The sequence below is a fragment of the Aeromicrobium panaciterrae genome (assembly GCF_031457275.1).
GTDB classification, from domain to species: domain Bacteria; phylum Actinomycetota; class Actinomycetes; order Propionibacteriales; family Nocardioidaceae; genus Aeromicrobium; species Aeromicrobium panaciterrae_A.
This window is the reverse complement of sequence record NZ_JAVDWH010000001.1, coordinates 2,195,670-2,214,362: the sequence shown is the minus strand read 5'-3', so window position 1 is coordinate 2,214,362 and position 18,693 is coordinate 2,195,670. Positions and strand designations below refer to the sequence as shown.

Annotated in this window: 20 protein-coding genes; 13 read left to right on the top strand and 7 right to left on the bottom strand. The window is 64.3% G+C overall.

Annotated elements, in window-relative coordinates:
• Positions 1–109: 109 nt before the first annotated feature.
• The 9 genes from rimP (at position 110) to J2X11_RS11305 (ending at position 8,030) form a co-directional block, all read left to right on the top strand.
• Complete coding sequence (gene rimP / locus J2X11_RS11345; protein WP_309970907.1) at positions 110–562, top strand: ribosome maturation factor RimP; 453 nt, start codon at positions 110–112, stop codon at positions 560–562.
• On the top strand, positions 562–1,629 hold the full coding sequence (nusA, locus tag J2X11_RS11340) for a transcription termination factor NusA (RefSeq protein ID WP_309970904.1): 1,068 nt from the start codon (positions 562–564) through the stop codon (positions 1,627–1,629). Before rimP ends, nusA begins: the two co-directional genes overlap by 1 nt.
• Positions 1,601–1,906, top strand: a complete 306-nt coding sequence (locus J2X11_RS11335; protein ID WP_309970901.1) for a YlxR family protein — start codon at positions 1,601–1,603, stop codon at positions 1,904–1,906. Before nusA ends, J2X11_RS11335 begins: the two co-directional genes overlap by 29 nt.
• 152 nt (positions 1,907–2,058) lie before the next feature.
• Entirely contained in the window at positions 2,059–4,821 is a 2,763-nt protein-coding gene (gene infB, locus J2X11_RS11330; protein ID WP_309970898.1) for a translation initiation factor IF-2, read from the top strand.
• Positions 4,822–4,823: 2 nt separating this feature from the next.
• The gene (gene rbfA, locus J2X11_RS11325) at positions 4,824–5,261 is read left to right on the top strand and encodes a 30S ribosome-binding factor RbfA (RefSeq protein ID WP_309970896.1); all 438 of its coding nucleotides are present in this window, start codon (positions 4,824–4,826) and stop codon (positions 5,259–5,261) included.
• Entirely contained in the window at positions 5,258–6,130 is an 873-nt protein-coding gene (truB, locus tag J2X11_RS11320) for a tRNA pseudouridine(55) synthase TruB (RefSeq protein WP_309970895.1), read from the top strand. Before rbfA ends, truB begins: the two co-directional genes overlap by 4 nt.
• An 11-nt stretch (positions 6,131–6,141) precedes the next feature.
• Positions 6,142–6,438 (top strand): phospholipase D-like domain-containing protein, encoded by a 297-nt coding sequence (locus J2X11_RS11315; protein ID WP_309970894.1) that lies wholly within the window; start codon positions 6,142–6,144, stop codon positions 6,436–6,438.
• 15 nt (positions 6,439–6,453) lie between these two features.
• Complete coding sequence (locus tag J2X11_RS11310; protein WP_309970891.1) at positions 6,454–7,380, top strand: phospholipase D-like domain-containing protein; 927 nt, start codon at positions 6,454–6,456, stop codon at positions 7,378–7,380.
• 158 nt (positions 7,381–7,538) lie between these two features.
• Entirely contained in the window at positions 7,539–8,030 is a 492-nt protein-coding gene (locus tag J2X11_RS11305) for a hypothetical protein (RefSeq protein ID WP_309970888.1), read from the top strand.
• A 49-nt stretch (positions 8,031–8,079) separates the two neighbouring features.
• Here the strand turns inward: J2X11_RS11305 and J2X11_RS11300 are convergent, their stop codons facing one another.
• The 4 genes from J2X11_RS11300 to J2X11_RS11285 all read right to left on the bottom strand — a co-directional run bounded on the left by J2X11_RS11300 (position 8,080) and on the right by J2X11_RS11285 (position 11,687).
• A complete protein-coding gene (locus tag J2X11_RS11300) occupies positions 8,080–8,742 on the bottom strand; it encodes a response regulator transcription factor (protein ID WP_309970885.1) in 663 nt (220 codons plus the stop codon).
• A complete protein-coding gene (locus J2X11_RS14470) occupies positions 8,739–9,614 on the bottom strand; it encodes a sensor histidine kinase (RefSeq protein ID WP_396127879.1) in 876 nt (291 codons plus the stop codon). The genes J2X11_RS11300 and J2X11_RS14470 overlap by 4 nt, the downstream gene beginning before the upstream one ends.
• A gap of 528 nt (positions 9,615–10,142) precedes the next feature.
• Positions 10,143–10,526 carry a hypothetical protein gene (locus tag J2X11_RS11290; RefSeq protein WP_309970881.1) on the bottom strand — a complete coding sequence of 128 codons (384 nt, stop codon included), beginning with the start codon at positions 10,524–10,526 and terminating at the stop codon, positions 10,143–10,145.
• A 102-nt stretch (positions 10,527–10,628) separates the two neighbouring features.
• Positions 10,629–11,687: an SDR family oxidoreductase gene (locus tag J2X11_RS11285; protein ID WP_309970879.1), complete on the bottom strand. Its 1,059-nt coding sequence runs from the start codon at positions 11,685–11,687 to the stop codon at positions 10,629–10,631.
• Positions 11,688–11,753: 66 nt separating this feature from the next.
• On the opposite strand from J2X11_RS11285, the gene J2X11_RS11280 reads away from it, so the two are divergent.
• Complete coding sequence (locus J2X11_RS11280) at positions 11,754–12,149, top strand: MerR family transcriptional regulator (RefSeq protein WP_309970876.1); 396 nt, start codon at positions 11,754–11,756, stop codon at positions 12,147–12,149.
• Positions 12,150–12,176: 27 nt separating this feature from the next.
• Positions 12,177–13,103 carry a bifunctional riboflavin kinase/FAD synthetase gene (locus J2X11_RS11275; RefSeq protein ID WP_309972355.1) on the top strand — a complete coding sequence of 309 codons (927 nt, stop codon included), beginning with the start codon at positions 12,177–12,179 and terminating at the stop codon, positions 13,101–13,103.
• Positions 13,104–13,106: 3 nt separating this feature from the next.
• Here the strand turns inward: J2X11_RS11275 and J2X11_RS11270 are convergent, their stop codons facing one another.
• Genes J2X11_RS11270 through J2X11_RS11260 form a run of 3 tightly spaced genes read right to left on the bottom strand, consistent with a single transcriptional unit; the run spans position 13,107 to position 15,727 of the window.
• On the bottom strand, positions 13,107–13,970 hold the full coding sequence (locus tag J2X11_RS11270) for an SGNH/GDSL hydrolase family protein (protein ID WP_309970874.1): 864 nt from the start codon (positions 13,968–13,970) through the stop codon (positions 13,107–13,109).
• Between the two features lie 31 nt (positions 13,971–14,001).
• Positions 14,002–14,868, bottom strand: coding sequence for an SGNH/GDSL hydrolase family protein (locus J2X11_RS11265; protein WP_309970870.1), 867 nt, complete (start codon positions 14,866–14,868; stop codon positions 14,002–14,004).
• A 43-nt stretch (positions 14,869–14,911) separates the two neighbouring features.
• The gene (locus J2X11_RS11260; protein WP_309970865.1) at positions 14,912–15,727 is read right to left on the bottom strand and encodes a class I SAM-dependent methyltransferase; all 816 of its coding nucleotides are present in this window, start codon (positions 15,725–15,727) and stop codon (positions 14,912–14,914) included.
• 221 nt (positions 15,728–15,948) lie between these two features.
• Here J2X11_RS11260 and rpsO point away from each other — a divergent pair, with 221 nt between their 5' ends.
• A complete protein-coding gene (gene rpsO / locus J2X11_RS11255) occupies positions 15,949–16,203 on the top strand; it encodes a 30S ribosomal protein S15 (protein WP_309972353.1) in 255 nt (84 codons plus the stop codon).
• A gap of 225 nt (positions 16,204–16,428) precedes the next feature.
• A complete protein-coding gene (locus tag J2X11_RS11250; RefSeq protein ID WP_309970862.1) occupies positions 16,429–18,645 on the top strand; it encodes a polyribonucleotide nucleotidyltransferase in 2,217 nt (738 codons plus the stop codon).
• The last annotated feature ends 48 nt before the right edge of the window (positions 18,646–18,693 follow it).

Here is an 18,693-nt window from a genome sequence, read left to right as displayed (position 1 = left end):
GGGCGCGCGTCGATACGGTTCGTAGGTCCCGCGAGGTTCGATAGGGTGGGGGCACACGCAACGCGGGACGGCAGAACATGCCGACAACAGAACAGAGGAGGACGAGCCAATGACTGACAGGCTTGAGACCCTCGTGAACGACTGTGTGTCCGCACTCGGCCTGGATGTTGAAGCCGTTGAGCTCAGCTCCGGCGGCCGACGCAAGGTCCTTCGTATCGCTCTGGATGTCGACGGTGGCATCGGGATCGACCACATCACCGACGCCACCCGCGCGCTGTCTGAGGCTCTCGACAGCTCCGATGTGATGGGTGCCGAGCCCTACACGCTCGAGGTGACCTCCCGCGGTGTCGAACGCCCGCTCACCTTGCCCCGCCATTGGCGACGCAACGCAGGGCGCCTCGTACGCGTGACGCTTGAGGACGACATCACCCTGGACGGTCGCATCGGAGACAGCGATGACACCGGAGTCCAGCTGACCACCAAGAAAGACACGACGCGGATCGCGTATGACCAGATCGTGACGGCGCTCGTACAGACCGAGCTGAACAGGAAGGACGCCTGATGGACATCGACATGGCAGCCCTGAGAGCTCTCGAGCACGAGAAGGACATCTCGTTCGAGGTGGTCGTCGAGGCCATCGAGACCGCGCTCCTCTCGGCCTATCACAAGTCGCCGGGATCGTTCCCGAATGCGCGCGTTGAGCTCAACCGCAAGACCGGCCACGTCATCGTGTGGGCCAAGGAGCGCCTCGCCGACGACGAGCCCGTCGAGGCGGAGGGCGATGGGCCCGTTGAACGGCCCGAACCCAACTTCACTGAGGAGTTCGAGCACACTCCTGACGACTTCGGCCGCTTTGCCGCGACGATCGCGCGCCAGCTGATCATGCAGCGCATCCGCGACGCCGAGGACGAGGCGAAGTACGGCGAGTTCTCTGGCCGCGTCGGCGACATCGTCTCCGGTGTCATCCAGCAGAGCCGTCCGGGTGATGTTGCCCTCGATCTCGGTCGTATTGAGGCAATTCTCGTGGCGTCCGAGCGGGTGCCCGAGGAGAAGTACGCCCACGGCGAGCGCCTCAAGGCGTACGTGTACGAGGTCGAAAAGGGATTGCGGGGACCGCGCGTCAAGGTTTCGCGCACCCACCCCAACCTCGTGAAGCTTCTTTTCGCGCTTGAAGCGCCCGAAATCGCTGACGGATCGGTCGAAATCGTCGCGATTGCCCGCGAAGCAGGTCACCGCACCAAGATCGCCGTACGCGCCAATGTGCCGGGCATCAACGCCAAGGGTTCCTGCATCGGTCCCATGGGGTCACGCGTACGCAACGTCATGCACGAGCTGCACGGCGAAAAGATCGACATCGTCGATTACAGCGACGATCCCGCGGAATTCATCGCGCACGCACTGTCGCCCTCGCAGGTCAAGGGCGTCACGCTGGTCGACCCGACGACGCGCTCGGCGCGGGTTGTCGTACCCGATTTTCAGCTGTCGCTCGCGATCGGCAAGGAAGGTCAGAATGCGCGGCTCGCCGCCAAGCTGACCGGATGGCGCATCGACATCCGCTCCGACACCGAAGTCCCCGCCACGGGAGACGGCACGGGAACCGATGGCGCAGCCGCCTCGCGAAACGGGTAGACTGACCGAGGTCCTTCGTACGTGCATCGGCTGCCGAGAGCGTGCGGACAAGACCACTCTGGTGCGAGTCGTCGCAGCTAAGGAGTCCACGACCACGGTCGTGACACCCGATCTGAGCCGATCGTTGCCGGGCCGCGGGGCGCATCTGCACCCAACGGCACGGTGCCTGGAGCTCGCGACACGACGCAAAGCGTTTGGTCGGGCCCTTCGAGTCGAAGGGTCGCTTGACCTGAATGCGCTGAGTGCCATGATCAGCGAATCACCACCTGCTGAATGACCACGAGGAACGCACACAGCGTTCCCAGACCACGAATCGGAGCACCCCGCTCATGACGAACCGATGAGTACTCACCGATGAGTACTGACCGATGAGCCTGCACGTCAACTAGGTCTGATCCTCCTTTGGGTCGGACCCCCTGAAGGAGAAAAGTGGCTGTAAGAGTCCACGAGCTCGCCCGCGAGTTCGGTGTCGAGAGCAAAGTCGTCCTGTCCACCCTGAAAGACATGGGTGAGTACGTAAAGTCGGCTTCCTCGACCGTCGAAGCGCCCGTCGTACGCCGCCTCACCGAAGAACACGGTGAAGCGCTGCGCGCCCAAGGTGCCAAGAAGTCCGGCGGCAAGCCCGCCGCCAAGAAGGCTGCCCCCGCCAAGGCTGCAGCGCCTGCTGAGGCTCCGGCCGAGGTTGTCGAAGCGCCCGAGCCGGTCGCCGAGAAGCCCACCGGTCCTACGCCCGGCCCGCGCGTTGTCGCGGAGCCCGAGCCTGAGCCGGTCGCTGAAGCGCCCGTCGAGGCTCCCGCTGCCGCAACTGAAGCCCCCGCGGCCCCGCGCCCCGGTGGCGCTCCCAGCCCCGGCCCCCGCGCGCCTGGTGCAGGTGGCGCACGCCCCGGCAACAACCCGTTCTCATCGACGCAGGGCATGCAGCGCGCCCCGCGTCCCCCTGCAGCACGCGAAGGTGGCGCAGCGGCAGCACCGGCAGTTCCCGGTATGCCTCGCCCCAACCCCGCGATGATGCCGCGTCAGTCCGGCCTCGGCGGTCCTCCGACGAGCCGTGACCAGGCTCGTGGCGGACCCGGCGCCGGTCGCGGTGGACCCGGTGGCGCACCCGGTCGCGGTGCACCCGGTGGTTACCAAGGCCGTCCAGGCGGAGCACCCGGTGGCGGAGGCGCACCCGGTCGCGGTGGACCCGGCGGAGCACCCGGTGGCGGTGGAGGATTCGGTCCTCCGCGCAGCGGTGGCGGTCCTGCTGGTCGCAACACGCGTGGTGGCACCCAGGGCGCGTTCGGTCGCGCCGGCGGTCCCGTACGTCGTGGACGCAAGAGCAAGCGCGCCAAGCGCCAGGAATACGACCAGATGCAGGCTCCTGCCATCGGCGGAGTCCGCGTACGCAAGGGCGACGGCGAGAACGTACGCCTGACTCGCGGCTCGTCGCTGAGCGACTTCGCCGAGAAGATTGGCGCAGACTCCGCGTCGCTCGTCGAGGTGCTGTTCCACCTCGGTGAGATCGTCACGGCCACTCAGTCGGCCAATGACGAGACGCTGCTGCTGCTCGGCGAAGAGCTCAACTACAACGTTGAGATCATCTCGCCCGAAGACGAGGACCGCGAGCTGCTCGAGTCGTTCGACCTCGAGTTCGGTGAGCACGAGGGCGACGACAAGGACCTCGCTCCGCGTCCGCCGGTCGTGACCGTCATGGGTCACGTCGATCACGGTAAGACCAAGCTGCTCGACGCACTCCGCAACGCCAACGTTGTCGACAAGGAAGCCGGTGGCATCACGCAGTCCATCGGCGCCTACCAGGTCGCGACCGAAGTTGACGGCACCGAGCGTCGCATCACGCTGATCGATACACCGGGCCACGAGGCGTTCACCGCCATGCGTGCCCGTGGTGCGCAGGCAACCGACATCGTGATCCTCGTGGTCGCAGCCGATGACGGTGTCATGCCGCAGACGATCGAGGCGCTCAACCACGCCAAGGCCGCCGGCGTTCCGATCGTGGTCGCGGTAAACAAGGTCGACAAGCCCGGTGCAGATCCGATCAAGGCACGCGGTCAGCTCACCGAGTACGGGCTCCAGCCCGAGGAGTACGGCGGAGACACGATGTTCGTCGACGTCTCGGCCAAGGCCGGTACGGGTCTCAATGAGCTTCTTGAAGCGGTTGTCCTCACGGCTGACGCATCGCTCGATCTGCGCGCCAACCCCGACCAGAACGCCGAGGGCCTCGTCATCGAGGCGCACCTCGACCGTGGTCGCGGTCCTGTCGCAACGATCCTCGTGCACCGTGGAACGCTCAAGGTGGGCGACTCGATCGTCGCCGGCCCGGCGTTCGGTCGCGTTCGCGCCCTGCTCGACGAGCACGGCGAGAACATCGAAGAAGCCACACCGTCGCGTCCTGCGCTGGTGCTCGGTCTGACGGCAGTACCCGGCGCAGGTGACAACTTCATGGTTGTCGCTGATGACCGCCTGGCTCGCCAGATCGCTGAGAAGCGCGAAGCGCGTGAGCGCAACGCTCTCCTGGCGCAGCGCAGTGGTCGCCGTACGCTCGAGGACTTCATGTCCTCGCTCGAGAAGGGCGAGACCGACGAGCTGCTCCTCATCCTCAAGGGTGATGGTTCAGGTTCGGTCGAGGCTCTCGAGGATGCGCTCGCACAGATCGACGTCGGCGAAGGTGTCGCACTGCGCGTCATCGACCGCGGTGTCGGTGCGATCACGGAGACCAACGTCATGCTGGCCGCCGCGTCCAACGCCGTGATCATCGGCTTCAACGTCCGCCCGCAGGGCAAGGCGACGGAGCTGGCTGACCGCGAAGGCGTCGAGATCCGCTACTACTCGATCATCTACAACGCGATCGAGGAGATTGAGGCATCGCTCAAGGGCCTGCTCAAGCCGGAGTTCGAAGAGGCGCAGCTCGGTACCGCCGAGATCCGCGACATCTTCCGCTCCAGCAAGATCGGCAACATCGCCGGTTGCATGGTCACGGGTGGCGTCATCAAGCGCAATGCCAAGGCACGTCTGCTTCGCGACAGCGCTGTCGTCGCCGAGAACCTCGATCTCGGCAGCCTGCGTCGTGAGAAGGATGACGCGTCCGAGGTCCGCGAGGGCTTTGAGTGCGGCATCGTGCTCAAGGGCTACAACGACATCAAGGTCGGCGACATCATCGAAACGTACGAAATGCGAGAAAAGGTTCGCGCGTAACCATGGCCGGTCCAAGGAATGCCAAGGTCGGTGACCGGATCAAGGTGGTCGTCGCACAGATGCTGGAGCGTCGGGTCAAAGACCCGCGCCTCGGCTTTGTGACGATCACCGACGTCCGGATGACCGGAGACGGCCAGCAGGCCTCGGTGTTCTACACCGTCATGGGTGACGAGACGGCCCGGGCTGAGACCGCGGCGGCGCTCAAGAGCGCCACCGGTCTCATCCGGTCCGAAGTCGGCAAGCAGCTCGGTACGCGGATCACTCCGTCGATCGACTTCTACCTCGACGCAGTGCCCGAGACGGCCAAGGAGATCGAAGATCTGCTCGCCAGGGCCAAGGCGGCTGACGACGCTGTCGCCGCGCAGTCGACCGGGGCGACCTACGCCGGCGACGCTGATCCTTACAAGAAGCCGCACGTTGACGAGGCCGACTCCGAGTGACGGAGTCAGGCCTTGTCATCGTCGACAAGCCTTCAGGCTGGACCTCGCATGACGTGGTCGGCCGTATGCGTCGACTCGCTGGCACCCGCAAGGTCGGACACAGCGGCACGCTCGACCCCATGGCCACGGGTGTCTTGGTGCTCGGCATCAACCGTGCAACCCGTCTGCTCGGACATCTGACACTCGCCGACAAGGAGTACGTCGCCACGATCCGTCTCGGCCAGTCCACCGTGACAGACGATGCCGAGGGTGACGTTGTCGAGACGACGTCTGCAGCGCACCTGGATGAGGACGCCGTACGAGCTGCGCTGCTGCCCTTGACCGGCGACATTGAGCAGGTCCCGTCATCGGTGTCGGCAATCAAGGTCGACGGAGTTCGCTCGTACGCCCGCGTTCGTTCGGGTGAAGAGGTCGCGCTCAAGGCTCGCCCCGTCACAGTCGCGGTCTTCGAGGTGACCGAGTCACGGCACGTGGGAGAAACATTCGACGTTGACGTACGCGTCGTGTGCTCGAGCGGTACCTACATACGCGCCCTGGCCCGCGACCTCGGTTCGGCTCTCGGAGTCGGCGGCCATCTCACGGCCCTGCGGCGTACGCGCGTGGGCGGGTTCGGAATCGATCGCGCGGGCACCCTCGAAGAGCTCGAGAAGGAGCTCACGGTCGTACCCCTCGATGACGTCGCACGAGCGAGCTTCGCAACGTACGAGCTCACGGAAGCGCAGGCGACGGACGTGACGTTCGGGCGCGCTCTGTCGGGCGTGGATCTCGGCGTGCCGGGCCCGGTTGCGGTGTTCGCGCCGACCGGAACGTTCTTGGCGTTGTACGAGCAGCACGGCGCGGATGCCAAGGCCATTGCAGTGTTCGTCTAGGGTTTGGCTCCATGAGACTTCGGGCCCGCACGATCCTCCGACGCGGGTTCCTGACCATGATCACGCTTCAGTTCCTCACCATCGGAACGTTGATGATCGTCACGAAGGTCCGCAAGGTCATTCGTGGCCGCTCGGCGACACCGTTCCCAGTCACCCCGCCACGACCCATCCCGATCGGTGATCAAGGGATTGCCACGGCGTTCACATACGGCGCCGACCTGTACGAGGACATGCTCGCGGAAATCGACGCCGCGCAGGACCGCATCCTCTTCGAGACGTACATCATCAAGGGCGATGCGATGGGGTAGCGCTTCAAGCAGGCGTTGATTCGCGCCGCCGACCGCGGTGTTGATGTCTATGTCGTCTATGACGCTTTCGCGAACCTCGTCGTACGGCCCAGCTTCCTGCGTTTCCCTTCGAACGTCCACGTGCTTCGCTATCCGATCTACTCCGCAGGATGGAAGGTGTTCAGCTTCCGCAGCTACGGTCGCGATCACCGCAAGATCCTGGTTGTGGACAAGGCCGTCGGTTACGTCGGCGGATTCAACATCGGAGCCTTGTACGCCACCGAATGGCGCGACACCCACATCAAGATCGTTGGACCGTCGGTCTGGGATCTCGACAACGCCTTCGTCGACTTCTGGAATCTGCGCGACGACATCACGGCACGCCCTCTCGAGCAGCTGGGGGAGGCGAGTTGGGAGCCGCAGGTCCGCGCTCACCGCAACGTGCCGCGCCAGCTGATGTTCCCGATCCGAGGGATGTACCTCGAAGCCATCGACCGGGCGAAGGACCGCATCTTCATCACGGCCGCCTATTTCATCCCCGACCGCGACATCCTGCAAGGTCTGCTCGATGCTGCAGCGAGGGGCGTCGACGTACGCATCCTGATGCCTGAGGTCTCCAACCACGCTGCGACCGACGTGCTGTCACGCGGGTTCTATGGCTCGTTGCTGCGTGGCGGCGTACGGATCCTGCTCTATCAAGACTGGATGGTGCACGCGAAGACCGCGACGATCGATGGTCGCTGGACGACCATCGGTACCGCGAACATCGACCGCCTCAGCCTCACCGGCAACTACGAGATCAACATGGAGTTCCTCGACGCCGGGCTCGCCGCTGAGATGGAGACGATCTTTGAGAACGACTCCTCCATCGCCCGCGAGCTGAGCCTTGAGGAATGGGAGTCCCGGCCGTGGGTCGCTAGGGCGTGCGAACTGATCGTGCGGCCGCTGCGACCTCTGCTGTAGAAGCGCCGCCACAGGCCAGGTGTGGTTCGCGGCTCCAGAACTTCTCGCGGTCGGGCCAAACGCAGATGAGAGTTGTCTCATCTGCCGCTCACCTCCACCTCACGCGTCAGCGGGAGTCTGCTTCTCAACAGGAACACACAAATGGAGGAGAGAGAGCCATGGAGAAGTACTTCCGCACAGGAGTGGTAGCGCTGGGAGCCGCAGTCATCCTCGGGACAGGTTTGGCAGTGGCCAATGCAGTAGTCGCAGACGATAGCCCCGACCCCGCACCCCGCTCGACTTCGACGCCGACACAGGATGTCGACGACGACAACGGTGGACTTCTCGGTGGGCATGGTGCTGACGACCCGGCCGATCATGACGCCAACGACGACAATGGCGGTGCAACTGATGGGCACGGTGCTGACGACCCGGCCGATCATGACGCCAATGATGACGACGGTCGAAACCGCGGTCCCGGTGGGGGCGATGACTCGTCAGATGACGACGACTCGGATCACGCCGGCTCAGGCCACGACGAGTCTGACGACCAGGGCGATGACGACAGCGACGACGACAGCGACGACGACAGCGACGACGACAGCGACGATGACGGCGGTCATCACGATGGCGACGACAACGACGACGAGTCTGACGGCTCGGAGGACTGACTCTCCCTGTGGGAGCCGGGACGACCGCATGGTCGTCCCGGTTTCTTGTTCACTCGACGCGGTAGCCCATGCCCCGCACGGTCGCGACAAACTCGGTGCCGAGCTTCTTGCGGAGATAGCCGATGTACACGTCGACGATGTTGGATCCTGGATCGAAGTCGTACCCCCAGACCTGGGAAAGTAGTTGCTCCCGTGAGAGGACCTGGCCGCGATTGACGAGTAGCACCTCCGCCAGCGCGAACTCGCGTGCCGAGAGCTCGACCTCGTCCTGGCCGACGTGCGCGCGCCTGGAACGAAGATTCAGCCGTACGGTTCCGCTCGCGAGGTTCTCTGCAAGAGGCTGCCCGCCGGAAGGTGCGCGAAGACGCAGCCGTACGCGGGCGAGCAGCTCACCGAACCGGAACGGTTTCGACATGTAGTCAGCAGCGCCGCCCTCGAGAGCCGTGACTGTGTCGGTGACTGAGTCACGCGCCGTGAGGACGATGACTGGAAGTGCTGGCCGATCCTTTGATACCCGCTCGAGGACGCTGAATCCATCGATTCCCGGCAACCCGATGTCCAGGATCATCAGGTCGAACTCGCCGGTGAGCGCGTAGTCGAGTCCGGTCAACCCATCAGCCACCACTGTGGGAGTGAATCCCTCCGCGCGAAGGCCCTTCGCCACAAACGACGAGATGCGTTCTTCGTCCTCGACGATCAGGATCCGACTCACCAGGTAACTCCCGTCGGGATGCGCATGCGAAACGTCGCTCCGGTGGACGTGTCGTCAAGCAGGATCGCACCTCCATGGGCCTCGACGATCGCGCGAACGATTGAAAGCCCCAGACCGAACCCCTCGTCACTGCGCTGCCCGCGTGCGAACCGCTCGAATACCTCATGCCGCAACTGTGGATCCACACCGGGACCGGTGTCGCGAACCCATAGCTCGAGCTGTCCATCCGCGATTCTGGACCCGATGCCGATCTCGATGCCCTGCTCGGTGTGGCGTGCAGCATTCTCGGCGAGCTGGAGCATCGCCTGAGTGATGCGCTGCTCGTCCAGGTCGTGATGCCCTCGGGCTACCCCGTCGAGGAGCCAGGTGCGATGTCCCAGCGATTTGGCGCGGTTAAGGATCCCGTGGGTCAGGGTCTCGATGTCTGTCGGTTTGGGCGACACGAAGTCGGGCCGGCGTGCCTTCGCAAGCATCAGAAGGTCTCCGACGAGTCGGGTCATGCGATCGACCTCGTCGAGCAGAAGGTTGCGGGTGGCGATGACGTCATCGGGATCGTCGGGATCCAGCACTTCGAGTTGGCCACGTAGAACCGTCAATGGGGTGCGCAGCTCGTGGCCGGCGTCATCGAGCATCTGGCGTTGCGCCGTGAACGCCGACTCGAGGCGATCGAGCATGTCGTTGAACGTTCGCTGAAGGTCGGCGAGGTCGTCCTGCCCGGTCACCTCTATTCGTCGACTGAGGTCGCCGTCGGTGATGCCCTGGGCTGTGTCCCGTAGGCGTCGGACGGGGCTGAGTAGGCGTCCTGCGAGCCACGAGGCGAGAGCCGCAATGATGAGTACGGCGAGAGCTGCCAGCACGGCGTAGGTAACCATCAGGTCGCGCAGAGGTGCGAGCGTCAATGTCACGTCATGCACGACGACGAACGCCGCCGTGACCTTGCCGTCCGTGATGGGAAGCACGGCCACGCGGTACTCGTTACCGGCAACAATCACGGTCGAGGTGCCACCGGCTACCCGGTCGCGGCCGACCGTCGTGCGGAAAGCATCGGACGTCTGCAGCGAGGATGGGGCGTCACCGACGAACTGTGGCTTGCCCGTGCTGGGAAAGCCGAACAGGATCTCGTTCTGGTCTGGGAGGTTGCGCTCAAGGAACGATGTGACGAGAAGATCCGGCGAGGCGAACGGCTTGAGCGTGTCAGGGTCACGGCCAGACTTCTGGAACGCGCGCATCTCACCGAGTTCTGAGGTCAGCGCTACGGAAACTGAGCGGTCGATGCGGCGCGACTCAACGACGTACATCGTGACGCCGACGACCACGAGCCCGAGTGTGGTCGCGAGGGCGACGGTCGTGGTGAGCCTCTGCCTCACCGACAGGCGCGACAGGGGCAGGGCCTTCACCACTCAGTCGTCCTCGGGATGGTCTCGCCCGGACCCGCTACTGCCGGAGTTCTCGTCGTCGTCATCGTCGCCCTCGTCGTGTCCCTCGCCGCTGTGGTCATCGACGTCGCGCGGCTCGGGTGTGATGGACGTGTAACCGTCGTCATCGTCGCGAGAGCCGGAGTGCGACGGTGAGGGTGGAGATTTGGCCGAAGGGGACGGAGAATTGGCCGAAGGGGAAGGTGTCGGGTCCGCGTTGGTGGGGACGGTTGTCGGGCTCAGGACGACAGGTGACGTGCCCTCGGGTGCGGGGTTCGCGCCAGCCGATATGCGTTGACCGATCACGGTCACGAGAGCGAGTGCGATCACGGCGATGAGGAAGGCCGGGACGCGCTGACGGAAGGGCATGGTCTAAGGGTGCCTCACCCAGCCCAGAGGGTCGACGGATCCGCGGTGAGAGTGTTCTTAGACTCGGCCCAACCGAACCAACCAACGCAGCCTGATTGGCAACTATGAGATCAGCATGGGGTTTGGTGACGTAGGACTCCACGCTCGAGTCGATGCGGCGATGGCCTTCCGGATGTCGGGTCGATCGATGCCGTGCGACCGTTCAAACGCCTTCAGTGCCGTGACGTCGAACCGATCGGTCCGTATGAATCCAAGACTTTCGCGGCTGGTCGGCACGGCGCGGCGCAGCCCTGGAACTGACAGCGCGAACCGCAGGACGCCGACCGGGACGTGAGCACGAACCCGTCGTCGGCCGGCGGTCGTCGCAATGAGATTGATCAACTCGCCCAGGCTGGGGGAGTTGTCGTCCAGCGCAAGGAGCTCGCGCCCGTGCGCGTGTGGGTCTTCGATCGCGCGGGTGATCAGAGTTGCCAGGTGATCGACAGTCACGAGGGGGAGCCAGTGATCCCGTGACCCGGGTATGGCCGCCATGCGTCCCGACTTCACGGTGTCGATCAGGTCGTACAGCGGCTGTCCCGCGGCGAGGTGGCCCGCGACGCTGTGTCCACTCAGGGTCGCCGGATGGATGGCCTGCCAGGTCACGCCCAATTCGACGGCGAGAGCGACGGCGCGTGCGTGGCTCTCGATCTTGCTCGCTTCGTAAACACCGGTCTTCGCTGCGACGGCGGCCCAGTCGGTGTCATCGGGTTGGGCGAGATCGATGCCGAGCTCGCCGAGATGAGTTCGATTGGTCAGCATGTAGCCACCAATGAGCACGAGGTGCGCGTTGTGGCGAGCCGCGAGTCGCACGACGTCGAGGCTGCCCTCGACATTGGTCGCACGAGCCACGTCGTGGTCGAGGTTCCACGCGAAGGACGCGCCCAGATGAACAATGACGTCCGGGTCGACCGATTCAGTGAGTCCGAGACCGGGTTGGGCGAGATCGCCGATCACGCTCGACACCCTGTCAGCGTCACCACCGCGCTCCGTCACGAGCTGGGCGAGGGTCGCGGCCTGGTCGGGCCGGCGGATGAGGGCGATCACGTCGTGACCCGCCGAGGTCAGCGTTGGAATGGTCCAGCTCCCAATGAAGCCGGTGGCTCCGGTCAGCATGACTTTCATGGCATCTCCTACGTCGTCGTAAAACGACGGTAAAGTATCGACCATGGTCTACAGTCAAGTCCGCTCGTGAAGGTCGGCGAAGTCGAGCAACGTACGGGTCTCAGTCGTCACTCGCTGCGCTTCTACGAGCGACGCGGTGTCATCGCGTCCCCTGAGCGTGGTGACAACAACTATCGCGACTATGACGAGTCGGTGATTGCCGAGCTTGAGTTCATCCAGAAGGCTCAGCCTCTGGGGTTCGGCCTGGCCGAGATTGCCAGCATCCTCAGCCATATGCGTGACAGCTCGATCAATTGTCTCGACGGAATGGCGTTGGTCGACGCCAAGCTCGCCGATGTCGAGCAGCGCCTGAGCGAATTGCACACAGTGCGTGAAATGTTGACTGGCGCGCGAGTCGAACTTCAGATCAGCGCGGAGGCCCATGGTCTGACCGTTCCGACGCCGAGCCCGAATAATTCGTGATGGGCCGTATGGCAAAGTTTCCCCGTGATGATGTGGCGCGACACTGAGGGTGCAGCGACGAATCCGCGCACCTCGCGAGCCGCAATCGCGATAGGCACATTCGACGGCGTTCACCGTGGTCACCAGCATGTTCTTGACCGCACTCGTGAGCTCGCCGATGGCGCACCGGTCGTGGCGGTCACGTTCGATCCTCATCCAATGGCTGTGGTGCGACCCGATCGCGAGCCTCGCAAGCTGACGACGCTCGAGCGCCGGGTCGAGCTCTTGCGCGAGCACGGCGCCGACGAAGTACGTGTGCTCGCGTTCAGCGCAGAGATGTCGGGCTGGTCGCCCGCCGAGTTCGTCGAACGAGTCTTGGTGGACGAGCTCCGCAGCAGTGTCGTGGTCGTAGGCGAGAAGTTCCGGTTTGGTCACAAGGCAGCGGGCGATGTCGCATTCCTCGGTACGGCGGGGGAGCAGCACGGGTTCCGTGCTGTCGGTCTGCCGCTGATTGGCGACGGCGAGGTGCTCTCATCTACTCGGGTGCGCACGCACATTGCAGCCGGTGAGCTAGTTGAAGCGGCCGACGTGCTGGGCCGCCCGCACGAGGTGAGCGGCGTGGTGACCCGCGGTGACCAGCGCGGACGCGAGCTTGGGTTCCCGACCGCCAACGTCCCAGTCGACGATACGTACGCAGTGCCTCCCGACGGTGTCTACGCGGGGTGGGTCGTACGAGCCAGCAGCGAACGCCTGCCGGCGGCGATCTCGATCGGCACCAACCCCACGTTCGATGGCGTCGAGCGACGCGTGGAGTCGTACGTACTCGACCGCACTGACCTGGATCTCTATGACGAGCTGATCAGGGTCGAGCTCGTCGATCGACTGCGCGGAATGGTGAAGTACGAAGGCATTGAGCCGCTCATCGAGCAGATGAACCAGGACGTCGAGGACGCTCGCGCACGGCTTGCGCCGTAACGACTACTTCTCGAGGTACGCCGCCAGGATGTTCGCCACGGCGCGCATTCCCCTCTTGTTGGGGTGGAGAAGTGCGCCGTTGCCCGGTTCGCCCTCCATGCCGGTGACCCACGCCTTGTCGCCGTCGCACGAAATGTGGTCGGCGCCCCGATCGACTAAGGAAATGAAGTCGACGTCGGCGCTGTCGGCGGCCTTCTTGAATGCCTGGTTGATCGCCATCAGTCCAGAGCGCGTAGGGGCGATGCGCGCCGGATCAAGGTCTGGCATGACGCAGCCGCCGTCCTCAGGCATGACTGGCAGGTAGCCGATCAGGATGACGCGCGCGTTTGGTGCCTTGGTTTTGATGCTCTCCAGGGCGGATGCCAATCGCTTGACTGTCTTCTTCAAGATCTTGTCGAGCTTGGTGTCAAGGAACTTTGCGCACTTCGCGGCGTCATATTCGTAGAACAAGCATGAGACGACGATGCCGCTCGATGCCCCACCGTCGTTGCCGCCAATGCTGACGGTCACCAGCTCGGTGTCGGCCGTGACGGCGTCAAGCATTGCTCCAGGTACTTCGCTGACGATCGGTCGTGCCTCGGTGATGTCCTTCGTCAAGGCGCCGCTGCAGCTCACATCGCGCACCGAGGGGATCTTCAGGGCCTTGGCCAACAAGGCGGGGTAGTTCTTCTTGGCGCGAGAGCACGCACCAGAGCTGCGATCCACTGGGTGGATGCCGGGACCTGCAGTACTTGAGTCGCCGATCGCGACGTACGTCCTGAACGCGCCGTGCGGCTTATCGACCCTGGGTGTCGGCTCGTTGCTGGCGCAGGCGGCCGTCGCCACGAGTCCGGCCATCGCCAGCATCAAGAGGAGTCGACGAGCCATGGCACGAGGTTATAGGTGGGGTGGGTCTGGGCTAACGCTCGAGGTGGTCGGCCACGACCTTGGCCACGGCATGCATCCCTGCTGCGTTGGGGTGCAGGAAAGCGCCGTCGCCCGGAACAGCCTGCAGACCGTTGACCCAGGCCTGGTCGCCATTGCAGGACTCGTGTCCGATGCTCTGGTCCGCCAGCGACACGTAGTCGACGTCTGCGCGTTTGGCTGCGGTTGTCAGTGCCTGATTCAGGGCGGTCCATGCATCAGCGGATGGCTGAAGACGCGAATCCGTGATGCCGGGCACGTCGCACCCACTGGTGTCCGGGAGGAGGCGGAGGTAGCCGACCATGACGACTCGGGCCTTCGGTGCTTTGGTGCGGATGCGCTCGAGGGTCGTGGCGACGTGGTCAGTCGTTCGCTTGAGGATCGCGTCGAGCTTGGTGTCCATGAAGGAAGCGCACGCGCTGTCGGAGGCGTATTTTCCGGCAAGGCAGGCAAGGATGATCTTGGTGTAGACGCCTTCGTCGTTTCCCCCGATGCTGACCGTCACCAGATCGGTATCGGCCGTGACGGCATCGATCTGCGCATCAGCCGTCGTGGCGTTTGCCGCAGTCTTGGTGAGGAGGATGTCGGCAGAGACGGCGCCGCTGCAGCTCACGTCGTCCAGATTCTTGGTCTTCAGTTCTTTGGCGAGCAGCGCGGGCCAGTTGTTCTTCGAGCGGGCGCACGGCCCCGAGAGCAGGTTGGTCGGGTCGATGCCAGGACCAGCGACCGATGAGTCGCCCATGGCAACGTACGAGTCGAACGGGTTCGTGGGTTGGGGAGCTTGCTTGTCGCTCGAGCAGGCTGCCGTCGCGAGGAGAGCAAGGGCGACCAGAGCCACTCCAGCATGTCGAGCATGAACCATGCCGCGAGATTATCTGGCTGCCCAAGACCGTCGGTCGTGCTGGCTACGCCTTCTTCGCCGTGTAGAGCAGGTACTCCCACTCCATCGGTCCGCTACCGACACCGTGACGTACGGCGAGGTCGGCAAGCTCGCGATCCAACGATGCGGCGCGCTCGGCGTCGTCGCCGATGAACGAGTAGACCGAGATGGTCGGCCCGTAGAAGCTCTTGAAGAAGTCGCGGAACTCCGCTGCCGTGCTGAACATGTCGATGGTGATCGTCTGGCGCCGTGCCACAACGTCAGTCACGCGGTCACCAAACAGTGCAGCGACGTGCTCCTCGCTACCCCACAGAAGAGCAGGCTGGGCACCAGGAGGTGGCGGCGGAGCGTAGGGCTTCATGACGCCGAACATCTGGCCGATGAAACCCTCGGGCGTCCAGTTGATGAGCCCGATGGATCCGCCCGGGCGCAACACGCGTACGAGCTCGTCAGCGCTTTCGTGATGGTGTGGAGCGAACATGATGCCGACACAGGAGATCGCGACGTCGAACTCGTCATCGCCGAACGGCAGCGCCTCCGCGTCGGCCACGCGCCATTCGAGCGTGAGCCCTTCGGACTCGGCCTGCTTGCGACCCTTCTCGAGCAGCTCCGGAGTCAGGTCGGAGGCGATCACGTCGGCTCCCGTCCGTGCCGCGGGTATCGAGGCGTTGCCCGAACCGGCGCCGATGTCGAGCACGCGGTCGCCCGGCTTGATCCCGGTCGCCGCAACGAGGGTCGGGCCGAATGCGGAGATGAGATCGGCGGCGACAGTTGCGTAGTCGCCGGACGCCCACATGGCGCGGTTCTTGGCCTTGATGTCTGGAGCAGCGCTGTCACTCATGATCGATCTCCCTCTGGTGTGGCGATGATCCCGAGATTGCCTGCAGCGTACGTCTATCCGACTGGATTCGCAGTTGGCGTACTCCCGCTGATACCCTGAATGTTGCCGTGTAACGGCCACGGATTGATAGTGCCCCGGTGGACAAGCCCGAGCGCGCCGTGCAACGAAACCCTCAGAGGAGAAAAGTGTCGAAGAAGACTGCTGCGCCCACGGTCGCAGACATGCCCAAGGACGAAATCATCAAGCAGTACGCGCTCAAGGACGGCGACACCGGATCCCCTGAGGTCCAGATCGCGCTCCTCACGGGCCGCATCTCGCACCTGACCGGTCACCTGCAGGAGCACAAGCACGACCACCACAGCCGTCGTGGTCTGCTGCTCCTCGTTGGCCAGCGTCGTCGTCTGCTCAACTACTTGCAGAACAACGACATCGAACGCTACCGCGCGCTCATTGAGCGTCTCGGTCTGCGCCGCTAAGACCCCCGGGGGCGGTCACTTCTTCGTGAAGTGACCGCCTTCTTCAAAACTGCACACAGAAACACCCATGACGAGTAGCACCGGCAGACGCGTTCGGTCCTCGGTAGTGGCCCTCGGATCCGCTCAGAGCGGCTCCCGCAGGCCTCGATCGAAGACCGACAGAGTTTCACCGCCGGCACGCAGCTCGTCCCAATGAGCAGGCTTTGTCCTGCGGAAGGGACTTCCATGTCGGAACTCCACACAGCCGAAACCGTTATTGACAACGGCACCTTCGGCAAGCGCACCATCCGATTCGAGACGGGCATCCTCGCCCAGCAGGCCGCAGGTTCGGTCTCCGCGTTCATCGATGACGACACCATGCTTCTGTCGGCCACCACGGCTGGCAAGCACCCCAAGGACCAGTTCGACTTCTTCCCGCTGACGATTGACGTCGAAGAGCGCATGTACGCCGCGGGTCGCATCCCGGGCTCGTTCTTCCGTCGCGAAGGTCGTCCGTCCGAAGACGCCATCCTGACCTGCCGCCTGATCGACCGCCCGCTTCGCCCGACCTTCAAGAAGGGTCTGCGCAACGAGGTCCAGGTCGTCATCACGGTTCTGGCACTTAACCCCGACACCCCGTACGACGTTCTCGCGATCAACGCGGCCTCCGCGTCGACGCAGATCTCGGGTCTGCCGTTCACCGGCCCGGTCGGCGCCACCCGCGTCGCCCTGATCGACGGTCAGTGGGTCGGCTTCCCGACACACAGCCAGCTCGAGAACGCCGTGTTCGACATGGTTGTTGCCGGCCGCATCGCCGACGACGACGTCGCGATCATGATGGTTGAAGCCGAGTCGACTGAGAAGACCTGGGAGCTCGTCCAGAGCGGTGTCCAGGCTCCGACCGAAGAGATCGTCGCTGGCGGCCTCGACGCAGCCAAGGTCTTCATCAAGCAGCTCTGCGAAGCGCAGATCGAGCTTGCGAAGTCCGCTGCCAAGCCCGTCCAGGACTTCCCGGTCTTCCTCGACTACCAGGACGATGTGTACGACGCGGTCAAGGCTGTTGCCGCCGCGCCGCTCGCCGAGGCCATGACGATCCTGTTCAAGGCTGACCGTGAGGCTCGTGAGTCTGAGATCAAGGCTGACGTTCTTGACCAGCTCGGTGCACAGTTCGAAGGTCGCGAGAAGGAGATTGGTGCTGCGGTTCGCGCCGTCACCAAGTCCGTCGTTCGTGACCGTGTCCTCCGCGAGAACATCCGCATCGATGGCCGTGGCCTCGCTGACATCCGCGCCCTGAGCGCTGAAGTCGGCGTCGTCCCCCGCGTCCACGGTTCGGCACTGTTCCAGCGTGGCGAGACCCAGATCATGGGAATCACGACGCTCAACATGCTTGGTCTCGAGCAGAAGCTCGACACGCTGTCGCCCGTCACCTCGGTGCGCTACATGCACAACTACAACTTCCCGCCCTACTCGACTGGTGAGACCGGTCGCGTTGGTTCGCCGAAGCGTCGCGAGATCGGCCACGGTGCCCTCGCGGGCCGTGCGCTGCTGCCCGTGCTGCCGACGCGCGAGGAGTTCCCCTACGCGATCCGCCAGGTGTCCGAGGCGCTCAGCTCCAACGGTTCCACCTCGATGGGTTCGGTCTGCGCTTCGACGCTCGGCCTGCTCAACGCTGGTGTCCCGCTGCGCGCGCCGGTTGCCGGTATCGCAATGGGCCTCATCTCCGGTGAGGTTGACGGCAAGCAGACATTCGTCACGCTGACCGACATCCTCGGTGCTGAGGACGCATTCGGCGACATGGACTTCAAGGTCGCCGGTACGCGTGAGTTCGTCACCGCCCTGCAGCTCGACACCAAGCTCGACGGCATCCCCGCCGACGTTCTGGCTGGCGCGCTGACGCAGGCATACGGCGCTCGCGTTGCGATCCTCGACGTCATGGCTGAAGCCATCGACGAGCCCGACGAGATGAGCCCCTACGCGCCGCGGATCATCACGATCAAGATCCCCGTGGACAAGATCGGTGAGGTCATCGGCCCGAAGGGCAAGATCATCAACCAGATCCAGGACGAGACTGGCGCCAACATCTCACTCGAAGATGACGGCACCGTCTACGTCGGCGCTGAGAACGGCGAAGCGGCTGAGGCTGCTCGTGACGCGATCAACGCGATCGCCAACCCGACGATGCCCGAGGTCGGCGAGCGCTACCTCGGCACGGTCGTCAAGGTTGTCGACTTCGGCGCCTTCGTGTCGCTGTCACCGGGCCGCGACGGACTGCTGCACATCAGCAAGCTCCGTGAGCTCAACGGTGGCCAGCGCGTCAACAACGTCGAAGACGTTGTGTCGGTCGGTCAGAAGATCCAGGTCGAGATCGCCGAGCTCGGCGACCGCGGCAAGCTCTCGCTGGTTCCGGTCATCGAAGGTGGCGCTGAGGCTGCTGCTGAAGAGCCGGCCACGGCCGACGCCTGATCTACCCAGTACGTCAGAAGGACCCCGTCGCACTGCGGCGGGGTCCTT